This is a genomic window from Aeromicrobium sp. SORGH_AS_0981, assembly GCF_031453195.1.
In the GTDB taxonomy this organism is placed as follows: Bacteria; Actinomycetota; Actinomycetes; order Propionibacteriales; family Nocardioidaceae; genus Aeromicrobium.
In genome coordinates, this window is sequence record NZ_JAVIZD010000001.1 from 3,657,562 (window position 1) to 3,670,284 (window position 12,723).

A 12,723-nucleotide genomic window follows, 5' to 3' on the forward strand; every position below is an offset into this window, starting at 1 on the left:
GGTCATGTCGCCCGCAGCGCGGAGGCCAGGTCGTCCGTCGAGGCCAGGACGGACACGTCGGGACGGGTCGCCACGCCGATGGCCTGACGAGCGACCCGCACCTCTGCGGGGCGGCCGATCGAGACGGCGCCGCGCAGGACCCCGTCGTCGAGCAGGAAGGCGGTGAAGTCCCGCTCCTCGAGCGAGCCCCGCACGACGAGCTCGTGGGCGGCCGTGGGCCAGCCCGTCACCTGGAGCGTGTGCCCGTACTGGTCGGACCAGCACCACGGCACCTCGTCGAAGGCGGCGTCCTGGCCGGCGACGTTGCGGCCGACGGCCGTGCCGTGGTTCTGCGCGCCCTGCCAGTGCTCGACCCGCTCGGGACCGCCGCGCAGCGCGCTGGGACGCAGCACGACGTCACCCGCGGCGTAGACGTCGGGGGCGCTCGTGCGACCGCGGTCGTCGACGACCACGGCGCCGCGCTCGACGGCGAGGCCTGCGGCGGCGGCGAGCTCGCCGTTCGGTGCCATCCCGACCGCCACGACGACCACGGACGCCGACCAGCGCCGACCGTCCGCCGCCTCCACGACCGTCTCACCGTCGTCGCCGGCGACGATCGCGGTGACCTCGACGCCGAGCTGCAGGTCCGTGCCGTGCGTCGTGTGCAGCTCCGCGCACAGGGCACCGAGGTCGGGCGGCAGGAGGTGCTGCAGCGGCGCCGCGGCCGCCTCGAGGAGGGTCACCTCGGCGCCGAGCTCCCGCGCGCTGGCGGCGATCTCGGACCCGATCAACCCCGCCCCGACGACCACGAGCCGCCCGCCGGGACGCAGCACCTCGAGCACGCCCTCGACGTCGGCCAGGTCGCGCAGGGTCCGGACCCCGGGTGCGTCGGGTGCGGTGATCGCGTCGAGCGTCCGGGCCCGACCGCCGGTGGCCAGCACCAGGCTGCCGTAGTCGAGCTCCTCCCCCGACGCCAGCGCGACGCGGTGCGCCTCCACGTCGACGGCGGCGACCCGCTCGCCCGTGCGCAGGTGCACCCGCTGGGCCTCGTACCAGTCGGCCTTGCGGATCCGGATGTCGTCCGCGCCCTTCTCCCCGCGCACGACCTCCTTCGACACCGGCGGGCGGCGGTAGGGCAGCTCGGGCTCCTCGCCCAGCAGCACGACCTCGCCCTCGAACCCGGCGAGCCGCGCGGCACCGACGACGCTCACGCCCGCGATACCCGCGCCGACGACGACCAGGCGGTCGGTGTCACGACCCACGCCTCAGCCCACCTGCGTCATCGTGAAGTCGGCCTTGGCCGCACCGCAGTCGGGGCAGGTCCAGTCGTCGGGGATGTCCTCCCAGCGGGTGCCGGGCGGGAACCCCTCCTCCTCCCAGCCCTGCGCCTCGTCGTAGATGAACCCGCACTGCTGGCACTCCCAGACCTTCACTGCTGCGCTCCCTGCTCCGCCTGCCGGGCCCGGGCGGCCCGGGTCTCGGCACTGATGATGTCGCCATCCTGGTCGTTGTGCGTGAACTCCGCCTCCGGCACGAAGTCGACCTGCTCACGCACGCCGCAGTCGGGGCAGGTCCAGTCGGGGTCGACGTCGGAGAACGCCGTGCCGGCGGGCCAGCCCTCCCGGGGGTCGCCGACGGCCTCGTCGTAGACGTACTCGCAGTTGGGACAGATGAACCGCGCCATCAGGCCGCCGCCTCGTGCGCGCCGCGGCGACGGTCGCCGTAGCGGGCGCGGTAGGCCTCGGCCATCCGCGGGTGCAGGTTGGCACGCTCGACGTCGCCGTCGTAGTGAGCCAGCACCCGCTCGTCCATGACCTTGCGCCAGACGGCGGGGATCCAGGTCGCGACGATCATGCCGGCGTAGCCGGTGGGAAGCACCGGCGCCTCCTTGAAGTCGCGCAGGGCCTGGTAGCGACGCGTCGGGTTCGCGTGGTGGTCGCTGTGCCGCTGCAGGTGGTAGAGCAGCACGTTGGTGCCGATGTTGTTGCTGTTCCAGCTGTGGGAGGGGTTGACGCGCTCGTACCGGCCCGACTCGAGCTTCTGGCGCTTCATGCCGTAGTGCTCGAGGAAGTTCACCGACTCCAGGAGCCAGATGCCGAGCACCGCCTGCACGAGCAGGTAGGGCAGCAGCTGCCAGCCGAAGGCGGCGAGGGCGAACCCCCAGAGCAGCACGCTGAACATCCAGGCGTTGACGAGGTCGTTCTTGAGGCTGAGCGGGCTCTTGCCGAGCCGTCCGAAGCGCTTCTTCTCCAGCTCCCACGCGCTGCGCAGGCTGCCGACGACGGTGCGCGGCATGAACTCCCACACGTTCTCGCCGAGCCGGCTGCTCGCGGGGTCCTCGGGCGTGGCGACGCGGACGTGGTGGCCGCGGTTGTGCTCGATGTAGAAGTGGCCGTAGAAGGTCTGGGCGAGGGCGACGCGGGCGAACCAGCGCTCGTGCTCCTCCTTCTTGTGGCCGAGCTCGTGCGCGGTGTTGATGCCGATGCCGGCGACCATGCCCATGCCGGTGGCCAGGCCGAGCTTGTCGTACCAGGTGAGCGGCTCGGTGATCCCGGGGAGCACGCTGGCCGAGAACGGGTCCCAGCCGAAGATCGTGCCGTCGCCGAGCAGGAAGCAGCCCCACAGGAAGCCGGCGAGCTGCAGCGGGATGAACGCGTAGGTGACCCAGCGGTAGTAGCGGTCCTCCTCGAGGGACTCGATGAGCTCGTCCGGCGGGTTGTTCGGGTCGAGCCCGGCGACGAGGTCGACCAGCGGGACCACGACGAACAGGAAGAACGGTCCGAAGTACCACCACACGTGCCAGCCGGTGGCGGCGACGGCGCCCCAGATGACCAGCGGGATCAGCGGGACGATCGCGCCGATGAGCCACAGGTAGCGCTTCTTGTCGGTCCATTCGACGGTGCGGCCGTCGACCGTGGTCGAGAGCGTCATGGGTACCTCCTGGTGCCGGTCACGCCGCGGCGGGGTGCGGCGTGGATCACTTGACAGGACGGTACAGAATGTCAAGCGACTTGACAACCCCCCGATGAGTGTCAAGTGACGGGCGTCACCTCGACGCCGAGACATGCGGGCACAGGGGCGAGCCGCCCCCGACTGGGAGATCGGGGACGGCCCGCTGAGGGCCCCGGACCGGGGCAACAGGGAAACCGCGGTCCGGGGTGTCTGGGGACCGGACGAGCCGGTGTCTTCGGTTGTGGTCGGGCGCGGTGTCAGTTGATGGCGTAGGCGTAGACGACGGCGGGGCCCATCACGATCGCGAACAGCACCGGCAGGATGCAGGTCATCAACGGGACGAGGATCTTCACCGGCACCTGCTGGGCCTTGGCCTCCGCCCGACGGCGACGGCTGAGCCGCATCTCCTGCGCCTGGCTGCGGACGACGGACGCCACGGAGACGCCGAACTCCTCGGCCTGCACGACGGCCTTGCAGAACGTCCTGAGCTCCTCCACCGACGTACGCTCCGCGAGGGCCAGGTAGGCCTCGCGACGCGCCATGCCGAGGCTCATGTCCTGCATGAGCCGCGACGCCTCCTCGGCGAGTGGTCCGGTCCCCCGCTCCGCCGCCTTCGACAGCGCGGCCTCGAACCCGACGCCGGCCTCGAGCGAGATGACGATCTGGTCGAGCATGTCCGGCAGCCGCTTCTGGATCTCGTCCTGGCGCTTCGTGGCCTGGTTGTAGACCAGCAGGTCCGGGACCATGTAGCTGAAGCCGATGATGCCGAGGGCGACGAGCGGCATGAGCGGGTTGCTGGTCTTGCTCACGAGCAGCGCGCCGAAGAGCAGGCCGAGCGCCGCGGCGGCCGGTTTCATCAGCACCACGCGCTCACGCGTCCACCCCTCGGGGTGCCCCGCCAGCACCAGGTTCCGCTCGAGTCGGCGCAGGGTGGAGCTGGGCGTGAGCCGCTCCCAGAGGTCCGCGCGGGTGCGGTCGACCTTCACCACGCCGGTGTCGGAAGCCGCGTCGGCCGCCGCCGACAGGCTGCGTGCGCGCTTGCGTACACCACTCCCGCCAGGCGTGGCGACGGCGCCGGTGCCCATGAGGACGAGCAGGAGGGAGCAGACGAGCAGGAAGGCTGCGAGCATCACCATGTCAGAACTCGATCCTCACGACGGAACGCATCCAGAAGCCGCCGAGCACGTACATGAGCCCGCAAACCACCATGATCACCTTGCCGATCCCGGAGTCGACGAAGACGCCCATCTGCGTCGACGCGACCATCGAGTAGTAGATGCCCACACCCACGGGCAGCGCCATCAGGATGTAGGCCGACAGTCGACCCTCGGCCGAGAGCGCCATCACCTGCTCGCGCACGTGGTGGCGCTCGCGGATGGTCTCGGCCACCTGGTCGAGGATCTCGTTGAGGTTGCCGCCGGTCTCGCGCTGGGACTCGATGGCCTGCGCGATCCACCGGAAGTCCTCGGACTGCATGCGATCGGCCACGTCCTCCATCGCGTCGACGAGGTCGCGCCCGATCCGGTACTCGTTGACGACCCGGGTCAGCTCCTCCGACATCGGGACCTCGGCGTCGTGGGACGCGGCGTCCATGGCACGCGGCAGGCTCTGGCCGGCGCGCAGCGACGACGCCATCATCTGCAGCAGCGGCGCCAGCTGGCCGGCGAACCGCTTGCGACGTCGTGCGACCTTCACGCGCACGGCGACCTTGGCCACCAGCGGGACCAGCAGCGACAGCAGGAAGGCCGCGACGACCGGCAGCTGCAGGACCAGCAGGCCGAGGAAGGTGGCCCCGCCGAGCACCAGGACCGTGACGACGAGGGAGGCGACCGACCGCCGGATGCCGGCGAGCTCGAGCTCCTCGGCCGAGAACGGTCGCCAGCCGCGTCGGCTGAGCACCTTCTCGACGGCCTCGACCGCTCCGTCGTTGGCGCGTCGGAGCAGCGGCTTCTGCTCCGTCACGGCGTAGGCGGCCACGCGGCCGCGCGTCCCACGTGTCTCGGGCACCCCGACGACGGCCAGGTAGGCGCACACGAGCGACCCGATCACCAGCACCGCACCGATCACCAGCATCGCGCTCACCCCACCCTTCCCTGGCGGACCAGGTTGTCCAGGTCGAACGCGATGCCGTGGTCGGCGAAGCGCTCGCTGAACCGCGGTCGGATGCCGGTCGGCACCGCGTTGCCGCGGAACCGTCCGTGCTCGTCCACGCCGGCGGCGAAGTCGAAGGTGAAGATGTCCTGCAGCACCACCGTGTCGCCCTCCAGGCCCATCACCTCGGTCACGTTCACGACACGTCGCGACCCGTCGCGGAGCCGCTGGATCTGCACGATCAGGTCGACCGCGCTGGCCGCCTGCTCGCGGATGGCGCGCAGGGGCAGGTCCATGCCGGCCATCAGCACGAGCGTCTCCAGGCGCGACATCGCGTCGCGCGGGGAGTTCGCGTGCAGGGTCGACAACGAGCCGTCGTGGCCCGTGTTCATGGCCTGCAGCATGTCGAGGGCCTCGCCGCCACGACACTCACCGACCACGATGCGGTCGGGTCGCATGCGCAACGAGTTGCGCACGAGGTCGCGGATGGTCACCTCGCCCTGGCCCTCGATGTTCGCCGGCCGGGCCTCCATGCGCACCACGTGCGGCTGCTGCAGGTTGAGCTCGACGGCGTCCTCGATGGTGACGATCCGCTCGCCGGCCGGGATGAAGCGGCTCAGCACGTTGAGCAGCGTCGTCTTGCCGGTGCCGGTACCGCCGCTGACCAGGATGTTCAGCTTGGCCTGGACACAGGCCTGCAGGAGGTGGGCCATCTGCTCGGTCATGCTGCCGAACCCGATGAGGTCGGTGACCGTGAACGGGTCCTTGCTGAACTTGCGGATGGTCAGCGACGACCCGTCGACCGCCAGCGGCGGGATCACGGCGTTCACGCGGGACCCGTCGGCCAGCCGGGCGTCCACGAGCGGCGACGACTCGTCGATGCGACGGCCGACCTTGCTGACGATGCGCTCGATGACCCGACGCAGGTGGTCCTCGGAGGCGAAGCGCGCCGTCACCTGCGTGAGCCGCCCGCGCCGCTCGACGTACACCTGGTCGTACCGGTTCACCATGATCTCGCTGATGCTGTCGTCCTCGAGCATCCGCTCCAGCGGGCCGAGGCCCAGCGCGTCGTCCTCGACGTCGCGCACCAGCCGACGCCGCTCGTCGGAGGTGAGCAGCAGCTGCTGGTCGCCCTCGATGACCGACGTGAGCTCCTCCCGCACGAAGGCGTGCAGCTGGTCCTCGGTGAGGCTCGGGTCGTTGATGCGGGCGCCGATGCGCCCCATGAGGGCCTCGGACGCCCGCGCCTTCATCGACGCGTACGCGTCGCCGAGCGCACCCGAGCCGTCGACGTCCTCCAGCTCCTCCGTCTCCACGACGGCGCTGGTGAACGTGCTGGCCTCCCGGGCGCTGGCGAGCCGGTCGCTCAACCGCATGTCAGGCCACCTCCAGCCGCTTGTGGCCCGGCTTGCCCTCGGCGGCGCGGGCCCGGTCGTAGACCTTCTTGGCCAGAGCCTTGACCGACTTCACGAACGGGTTCGACCGGCTGCTGACGACCAGCGGGACACCCTTGTTGGAGGCGACCGGCACCTCCTTCGCGCGCGGCATGACCACGTCGACCGGGATGCCGAGCATCGCCTCGACGTCCTTGACCTTGAGCCCGGACTGCTTGTCCGCGAAGTTCAGCACCACGTGACGCGACGCCGGCAGGATCGCCAGCTCGCTCAGCAGCTCGATCTCCTTGCGCACGCTCCGCAGGCAGGCGATGTCCATCGTGCTGACCAGGACCGCGTCGTCGCTCGCCTCGAGCGCCCCGAGGGTCGCCTCGTCGAGCCCGGCCGCGGTGTCGACGACGACGTAGCGGAACTGCTCCTGCAGCTGCCGCACCAGGGCGGCGACCTGCTCGGAGGTCACGTGGTCGTTCGCGGCCGGCGACTCCGCGCCGCACAGCACGAAGAACCCGGCCGTGTGCACCGTCAGGTAGGTCTTGAGCAGTAGGTTGTCGCGGGCGCCCGGCCCGAAGGCGTCCTCGAGCGTGTGGCTCGGCCGCAGGTCGAGCACCGTCGACACGTCGCCGAACTGCAGGTCGAGGTCGACGAGCACGACCTCCATGGGCGACTGCTGCGCCAGCGCGACGGCCAGGTTGGTGGCGATGCTGGTCTTGCCGACCCCGCCCTTGGGCGACAGCACGGTCAGCGTGCGCGACCGGAAGTCGACGGGCGTCGTGGGCCTGGCCAGCTTGAGCGGGTCGCCCGCCGTCGCCGGCGTGCGCGCGTCGAGCCGTGCTCGCAGACCCGCGAGCAGGTTGGGGTCGTCGATGCTCGGTGCGACGTCGCGGATGCCCGAGCGCATCGCCTCGAGCATGACCTCCTTCTCGGTGGCCGCGACGAGCACGAGGTCGACGTCGGGTCGGACCGCAGCGACCTCGCGCGCCAGGGCCATCGAGGCCTGCAGCGGCACGGCCGCCGTGAGGATCATCGCGTCGGGGATCACGGTCGGGTCGAGCCCGCGCAGGAAGCTGGAGGAGTCGCCCTGCATGGCGTCAGCCCCGAGCGCGACGCACTGGTGACCGATGGTCGCCTCGACCCGCCCGGCGAGCTCGTCGTCGCCGCCGACGATCAGCACGAGACTCATGGCGCCACCACCCGGCTGTCGACCGTCCGGCCTCCGCCGGTGTCGGTGTCGGTGGTCTGCTTCGTCAGCCAGACCTTGCCGAACTCCATGGCGTTGACGATCTTCTCGGCGTCGATCGTCCGCACGGCGACCGTCACGGTGGCGCCGGACGCTACCTGCGCGTCGCCGACGCCCGCGGAGACGGCGAGGACGCGGACGCGGTTGGCCGCGTTGGCCGTCCGTCCCTCGTAGCTGGCCATGACGCCCACCAGGTCACCCGGGGCCAGTGCACCTCCCACGATGCGCTGACCCTCGAGCTGGATGGCGAGCTCCTGCATGCCCTTCGGCACGGCGGTGTCGCCCTTCACGTCGTCGGGCGACGCGAACTTGGCCGCCGTGAGCTGGTCACCGGGGACGAGCACGCCCTGGGTCACCTCGCCCTCGACGTCCGAGAGGTCGGTGAGTGCACCGGGCACCACCGCAGCCTTCGGCAGGTCGACGGTCTCGACGCTCTTCGCGAGCTCGCTCGCCGGCGTCTTGGTGGCCACCTCCTGGGTGACCCGCAGCACCGTGGTGCGCCCGGTGCCCTCGAAGGCGCGGTCGTCGGCGCCCTGCGCGTAGACGACGAGCGCGGCGAAGCCGAGCACCGCCAGCAGCACCGCAGCGCCGATGGCCAGTCGTTGCTTGTTCACGACAATCTCCCTGTTCCCGTGAAGCGTGCGTCCCTTGACCCCGGGACGCGGGGGCGGTGGGGATCACGACAGGACGCCCCGAGATGCTGCTGCACCCCGTCGCGGGACGGTCCCTCACCCTGTTGCCTGATGTGCCGCCCTCCGGGCTCCCTCTCCGGTGGGTGGCGGGGACGAGACGAGGACTCAGATCCCTCGAGTCGTCCGTTGCGTGAGCCGGCGGCGCCGCGAGCCCGAGCTACGCGGCGCCGCCGTTCCCGATCACGTGTTCGGCAGCGCGTTCGCGACCTTGTTGAAGCCGGTCAGGACGTCCTGGCCGATCGTCGTCACGACGCCGATGATGATGGCGGCGATCAGGGCGACCAGCAGGCCGTACTCGACGGCGGTCGCACCCTTCTCGTCACGGCGGTCCTTGGCGGTGGCGATGTAGGCCAGGATGGTCGACAGTGCGTACATGATGTAACTCCCTCAGATGTTTCGAGCCCCGGTTCCCCGATTGCTCCGTCACCCCTGTTGGTGACGCTCCCTGAGAAAAAGTTAAGTCCGAAAGTCCTGTTTGTCATGCGAGTGACGGGCCATCTTTTATTAGTCCGGTCGGACTATGGCGTTCGTCACATCGATGGTGTGGCGCGGGTCTCAGAACGGGGGAACGCGCTCGAACAGCTCGAGCACGTCCTGGCCGAAGATCCCCACAGCCACAGCGATCACCGCGGCGATGGACGCCGCCAGCAACGCGTACTCCACAGCGGTCGCGCCGCGCTCGTCATGGGTCATCGTGCCCTCCTCCGGACATCGCCACCGTAGGCGAACTAGTCCGGCAAGGGTGCCCAAACCTGCAAGAAAGTACGCTCAGACGTCCTGTCCGGGGACCTTCGTCAGGGCCACGAGCACCAGCTGGGTCTGCGACACGCAGGTCTGCAGGACGACGTCGGCACTCGGTCGCAGGTCGCGCACGAACACGTCGCGACGCTGGTGCCGGTCGACGACATCGACCCGGTAGAGACCGGCGTCGACGCCGGGGCCGTCCAGCTCGACGACGTCACCGCGACCCAGCCCCGGGATCCACGCCGCTCCCCCGCAGTAGTCGTGCTCGGAGACGAGCAGGGGACGCCCGGCCTCCCCCACGTCGATCGCCACCGGTCCGCGGCAGGCGTCCAGCGGTGCCTCGAAGGTGGTGAGCGTGGCGGCGGCCGACATCGTCCGCCGCACGTCCGGACGCGGAGGCGGCGACACTGACGGCGCGTCGAGCGTCGGCAGCGTCGCGGCGGAGAACGACTCCCCGCCGCCAGGCTCCACGGTGCTGGTGCAGCCCGCCACCAGGGCAGCGGTCACCGCGCCGGCGGCAAGGAGAGCACGAGGAGCCATGCCTCGATCGTAGGCGGACCTCGCGCCTCGAGGCACCCTCCGAGCAGCACGACGCATGACTCGGACCGCCTCGGGTACCGGGACGACACGGGCCTGTCCCCCCTGGCGGGCCCCGAACGGTGCGGGCCCGCTTCCGGGCGGGTCCGCACCCTCACGTCTGGAGGTCCTGTGCCATCACCCCGTCTCCGCTGGAACCTGGGCGTCTCGGCGACCTTGGTGCTCGCCGTCGCGGGCCTCGTCGGCTCCGCCGTCGTCCGCTACGGCCCGCTGACCCAGCCATGGGGCTACCTGTTCCTCGCCCTCGCCGCGCTCGGCACGGTGGGCACGACGCTGCTGTTCGTCATGCGCGCCCACGGCGTCGACGACTGAGGCGGTCGCCCGCACGTCCCAGCCCCGCCGGGGTACGCACCAGGCGACCCCGACCGAGGAGGATCCCATGGACGACCGGCCCGACGACGACTGGAGCGGGAGCACCCGTCGGCCCTGGTACAACCCCCCGATGCGAGCAGGTGGCTCCGAGACCGGCGTCGGCGCGTGGCGCTGGGCCGTGCTGGGCATCGCGGTGCTCGTCGTGGCGGCGATCGTCGTGATCGTGCTCGTCGACCAGGACGTGCTGCCCCGAGCCTGGGCCTACGCGGTGCTCCCGGTCGCGATCGTCGCGGCGGCGGCCTCACGCGTCGTCACGACCCTGAAGGCCAAGGCCGCGACGGACCGTCGCACCTCACGTAACCCCGACGGACCCGACGTCGACGAGTCCTAGCCGGCGCGTCACCGCGCGGGACGAGGAGCCGACGCAGGGCCGAGCCCGCGCGTCGCCGGACCCTCGAGGAGCGTCCCATCGGGCTCGAACCGCGACCCGTGGAGGGGGCAGTCCCACGTCCGCTCGACATCGTTCCATCGCACGACCCCGCCCAGGTGCGGACAGACGCCCGACACCGAGCGGACGCACCCGTCCACCGTCGAGGTCGCCACCGGAGGGCGACCCCGTGTGACCACGCCCTGGCTCTCCCCCGGCACATCGCCCGGGCGCGCGAGGGCGCCGAGCCAGCCCGACGCGAGATGCCCGCCGACCGCGGCGTTCCACTGGGCCAGCGACGTCATGGAGCGTGGTCCCGTGAGCCGGCCGGGCGGGACGAGCGGGAGCCGACGACCGTGGGCGACGGCGGTGGCGACCGCCCGCGCTCCCGCCACCCCGGCCAGGAGGCCCCACCCTCCGAGACCCGTGACCACGTGCACCGGGGCCCGTCCAGGGGCCCGTCCGGCGATGGGCACCTCGTCGGGCGTCAGGTAGTCCTGCGCCGACCACGCGGCGACCTCGGCGCCGACGTCGAGGTGCTCGCGGGCCCACCGGCGCACCGCCTCGAGGTGGCGCCCTGCGGGACCGGACCTGCCGACCACGTGGCCGTGTCCGCCGACGAGCGCGAGCGGCGCTCGACCCGGTCGCGGTACCCCGCGCACCGTCCACGACGGCGACCCGACCGACACCGCCATCGGCAGCACCTCCTGACCGGTCTCGAAGGCGACGACGTACGAGCGGTGCGGCTTGACCGTCGCGAAGGCGGCCGTCCGGTCGAGCACGGGGATGCCCGTGGCGACCAGCACGTGGCCAGCCCTCAGCTCCTCACCGTCCTCGAGCGTGACGCAAGGGTGCGCGCCGCCGCCGACCTGGCGGACGCGCCGCCCGAGCCGGACGTCGACTCCGGCGGCGACGGCCTCGGCGCCGAGCGCCGCCACGTACGCGAGCGCGTCGACCTGCGGCTGGTCGTCGAGCACCACGGCCCCGTAGCCCGGGAGGCCCGCAGGCACCTCGCGCTGCCAGCGAGTGGGCAGCCCGGCCCGGCGGGCGGCCGCGTCCTCGGCTCGCGTGTCGGCCGTGCGGTCGCCGTCCGACGCCCAGGTGACCGCCGGGCGGTGCTGCACGTCGACGTCCCAGCGGTCGAGCAGCTGCTCGACCCACCCCTGCGCGTCCCGGCAGGCCTCGACGTACCGCGCGCTCGTCGCAGGCCCGTGGTGGGACTCGATGGTCGCCAGCCGTGTGCCCTGGAGCAGACTGAGCTTGCCCGTCGACCGACCGGACGTGCCGCTGCCCAGCGTGGGGTGCGCCTCGACCAGCACCACCCGCCGTCCCTGGCGGGCGAGCTCGACGGCCGCGCTCAGGCCGACGACACCACCACCGACGACGACGTCGTCGACGATGCCGCCAAGGGTGGTCCGTGTCGTCGGCGCGAGGCTCGCCTCGGCGTGCCAGCTCGTCCGTGCCGCCATGCCTGCTCCGTCCGTCGGGTGTCGCGACCCTCCTCGTACCCGGCGACGTCCGTGGCATGCAGGCGGGCGACGTGGGTACGACGACGACGTGACCACCCCCACGACCCCCGACGCCGACCGCACCGCCACCGACCGCAGCACGACCGCCCTCGTCCTCATCGACCTCCAGGAGGACTTCCTCGCCACGCCCGGCCTCGCGCGACGTCGCGCCGGCCTGCTCGCCGCCGTGCACTGGTGGGTCGGCCAGGCGCGTCGACACGGTGCGCCGGTCGTCGAGGTGCGCACGGTGCTGCCACAGGACCCGGCCACGTGGGCACTCAACATGCTCGACGACGACAGTCCCGTCGCCCTGGAGGGCACGGACGGTGCGGGACCGGTGTCCGAGCTGGCGGACGTCGACACGGTCCTCGTCACGAAACGTCGCGACGACGCCTTCCTCGGCACCGATCTGCTCGACGTGCTGCGCGCGCACGACGTGGACCACCTCCTGCTCGCCGGCGTCGCGACGCAGGCCTGCGTCGCGATGACCGCCGCGAGCGCCTACGCGCACGACTACCGCGTCAGCCTCGCCGGCGGCGCAGTGGCCTCCGACGACGACCACGCCCACCAGGAGGCGCTGCGCTGGCTGGCCGAGGAGTACCGCCAGCACGTCCGGGAGCCTCGCGAGGGCTGGCCGACGGCCTAGCGGCGCCGCCCTCCTCCTGGATCTCCGGCGGCCGCGACTGACCTCCCCGGCCCACGACCCGGGAGCGCTCCCGGCTCCCCAAGCCCGAACAGGCAGGCCAGCATCACTCGGGCCGCGTCAGTCCTGCTGGTCCCCGCTGATACC

16 protein-coding genes are annotated in these 12,723 nt (G+C 71.8%); 3 read left to right on the plus strand and 13 right to left on the minus strand.

The annotated features are described in order from the left end of the window. Positions 1–2: 2 nt before the first annotated feature. The 12 genes from QE370_RS18035 to QE370_RS18090 form a co-directional block, all read right to left on the minus strand. Positions 3–1,241 (minus strand): FAD-dependent oxidoreductase, encoded by a 1,239-nt coding sequence (locus tag QE370_RS18035; protein WP_309635211.1) that lies wholly within the window; start codon positions 1,239–1,241, stop codon positions 3–5. Between the two features lie 3 nt (positions 1,242–1,244). Next, positions 1,245–1,412 carry a rubredoxin gene (locus tag QE370_RS18040; RefSeq protein ID WP_067855302.1) on the minus strand — a complete coding sequence of 56 codons (168 nt, stop codon included), beginning with the start codon at positions 1,410–1,412 and terminating at the stop codon, positions 1,245–1,247. Then, on the minus strand, positions 1,409–1,663 hold the full coding sequence (locus QE370_RS18045; RefSeq protein WP_305883273.1) for a rubredoxin: 255 nt from the start codon (positions 1,661–1,663) through the stop codon (positions 1,409–1,411). Before QE370_RS18045 ends, QE370_RS18040 begins: the two co-directional genes overlap by 4 nt. Further along, a complete protein-coding gene (locus QE370_RS18050) occupies positions 1,663–2,910 on the minus strand; it encodes an alkane 1-monooxygenase (RefSeq protein ID WP_253023961.1) in 1,248 nt (415 codons plus the stop codon). Before QE370_RS18050 ends, QE370_RS18045 begins: the two co-directional genes overlap by 1 nt. Positions 2,911–3,188: 278 nt before the next feature. After that, on the minus strand, positions 3,189–4,067 hold the full coding sequence (locus QE370_RS18055) for a type II secretion system F family protein (protein ID WP_253023959.1): 879 nt from the start codon (positions 4,065–4,067) through the stop codon (positions 3,189–3,191). Between the two features lies 1 nt (position 4,068). Beyond that, positions 4,069–5,004 carry a type II secretion system F family protein gene (locus tag QE370_RS18060; RefSeq protein ID WP_253023997.1) on the minus strand — a complete coding sequence of 312 codons (936 nt, stop codon included), beginning with the start codon at positions 5,002–5,004 and terminating at the stop codon, positions 4,069–4,071. Positions 5,005–5,009: 5 nt separating this feature from the next. Further along, on the minus strand, positions 5,010–6,398 hold the full coding sequence (locus QE370_RS18065) for a CpaF family protein (protein WP_253023957.1): 1,389 nt from the start codon (positions 6,396–6,398) through the stop codon (positions 5,010–5,012). Position 6,399: 1 nt separating this feature from the next. Then, on the minus strand, positions 6,400–7,596 hold the full coding sequence (locus tag QE370_RS18070) for a P-loop NTPase (RefSeq protein ID WP_309635212.1): 1,197 nt from the start codon (positions 7,594–7,596) through the stop codon (positions 6,400–6,402). Then, complete coding sequence (locus tag QE370_RS18075; protein ID WP_309635213.1) at positions 7,593–8,267, minus strand: RcpC/CpaB family pilus assembly protein; 675 nt, start codon at positions 8,265–8,267, stop codon at positions 7,593–7,595. Before QE370_RS18075 ends, QE370_RS18070 begins: the two co-directional genes overlap by 4 nt. Positions 8,268–8,525: 258 nt before the next feature. Then, positions 8,526–8,720 carry a Flp family type IVb pilin gene (locus QE370_RS18080; RefSeq protein WP_253023951.1) on the minus strand — a complete coding sequence of 65 codons (195 nt, stop codon included), beginning with the start codon at positions 8,718–8,720 and terminating at the stop codon, positions 8,526–8,528. 180 nt (positions 8,721–8,900) lie between these two features. Further along, a complete protein-coding gene (locus QE370_RS18085) occupies positions 8,901–9,038 on the minus strand; it encodes a Flp family type IVb pilin (RefSeq protein WP_309635214.1) in 138 nt (45 codons plus the stop codon). Positions 9,039–9,113: 75 nt separating this feature from the next. Further along, on the minus strand, positions 9,114–9,629 hold the full coding sequence (locus tag QE370_RS18090; RefSeq protein WP_309635215.1) for a hypothetical protein: 516 nt from the start codon (positions 9,627–9,629) through the stop codon (positions 9,114–9,116). A gap of 168 nt (positions 9,630–9,797) precedes the next feature. Here QE370_RS18090 and QE370_RS18095 point away from each other — a divergent pair, with 168 nt between their 5' ends. Together QE370_RS18095 and QE370_RS18100 are read left to right on the plus strand one after the other, a co-directional pair. Next, positions 9,798–9,998 (plus strand): hypothetical protein, encoded by a 201-nt coding sequence (locus QE370_RS18095; protein WP_253023945.1) that lies wholly within the window; start codon positions 9,798–9,800, stop codon positions 9,996–9,998. Positions 9,999–10,065: 67 nt separating this feature from the next. Next, positions 10,066–10,389 (plus strand): hypothetical protein, encoded by a 324-nt coding sequence (locus QE370_RS18100; RefSeq protein WP_309635216.1) that lies wholly within the window; start codon positions 10,066–10,068, stop codon positions 10,387–10,389. Positions 10,390–10,397: 8 nt separating this feature from the next. Here the strand turns inward: QE370_RS18100 and QE370_RS18105 are convergent, their stop codons facing one another. Then, complete coding sequence (locus QE370_RS18105; RefSeq protein ID WP_309635217.1) at positions 10,398–11,894, minus strand: FAD-dependent oxidoreductase; 1,497 nt, start codon at positions 11,892–11,894, stop codon at positions 10,398–10,400. Positions 11,895–11,982: 88 nt separating this feature from the next. Between QE370_RS18105 and QE370_RS18110 the strand changes: the two genes are divergently transcribed. Next, complete coding sequence (locus tag QE370_RS18110; RefSeq protein WP_309635218.1) at positions 11,983–12,579, plus strand: isochorismatase family cysteine hydrolase; 597 nt, start codon at positions 11,983–11,985, stop codon at positions 12,577–12,579. The last annotated feature ends 144 nt before the right edge of the window (positions 12,580–12,723 follow it).

Excerpts from the sequence above, each read along its gene's own strand:
- QE370_RS18045 (WP_305883273.1), bottom strand. The coding sequence starts at position 1,663 with ATGGCGCGGTTCATCTGTCCCAACTGCGAGTACGTCTACGACGAGGCC.
- QE370_RS18050 (WP_253023961.1), bottom strand. The coding sequence starts at position 2,910 with ATGACGCTCTCGACCACGGTCGACGGCCGCACCGTCGAATGGACCGAC.
- QE370_RS18055 (WP_253023959.1), bottom strand. The coding sequence starts at position 4,067 with ATGGTGATGCTCGCAGCCTTCCTGCTCGTCTGCTCCCTCCTGCTCGTC.
- QE370_RS18060 (WP_253023997.1), bottom strand. The coding sequence starts at position 5,004 with ATGCTGGTGATCGGTGCGGTGCTGGTGATCGGGTCGCTCGTGTGCGCC.
- QE370_RS18065 (WP_253023957.1), bottom strand. The coding sequence starts at position 6,398 with ATGCGGTTGAGCGACCGGCTCGCCAGCGCCCGGGAGGCCAGCACGTTC.
- QE370_RS18070 (WP_309635212.1), bottom strand. The coding sequence starts at position 7,596 with ATGAGTCTCGTGCTGATCGTCGGCGGCGACGACGAGCTCGCCGGGCGG.
- QE370_RS18080 (WP_253023951.1), bottom strand. The coding sequence starts at position 8,720 with ATGTACGCACTGTCGACCATCCTGGCCTACATCGCCACCGCCAAGGAC.
- QE370_RS18085 (WP_309635214.1), bottom strand. The coding sequence starts at position 9,038 with ATGACCCATGACGAGCGCGGCGCGACCGCTGTGGAGTACGCGTTGCTG.
- QE370_RS18090 (WP_309635215.1), bottom strand. The coding sequence starts at position 9,629 with ATGGCTCCTCGTGCTCTCCTTGCCGCCGGCGCGGTGACCGCTGCCCTG.
- QE370_RS18100 (WP_309635216.1), top strand. The coding sequence starts at position 10,066 with ATGGACGACCGGCCCGACGACGACTGGAGCGGGAGCACCCGTCGGCCC.
- QE370_RS18105 (WP_309635217.1), bottom strand. The coding sequence starts at position 11,894 with ATGGCGGCACGGACGAGCTGGCACGCCGAGGCGAGCCTCGCGCCGACG.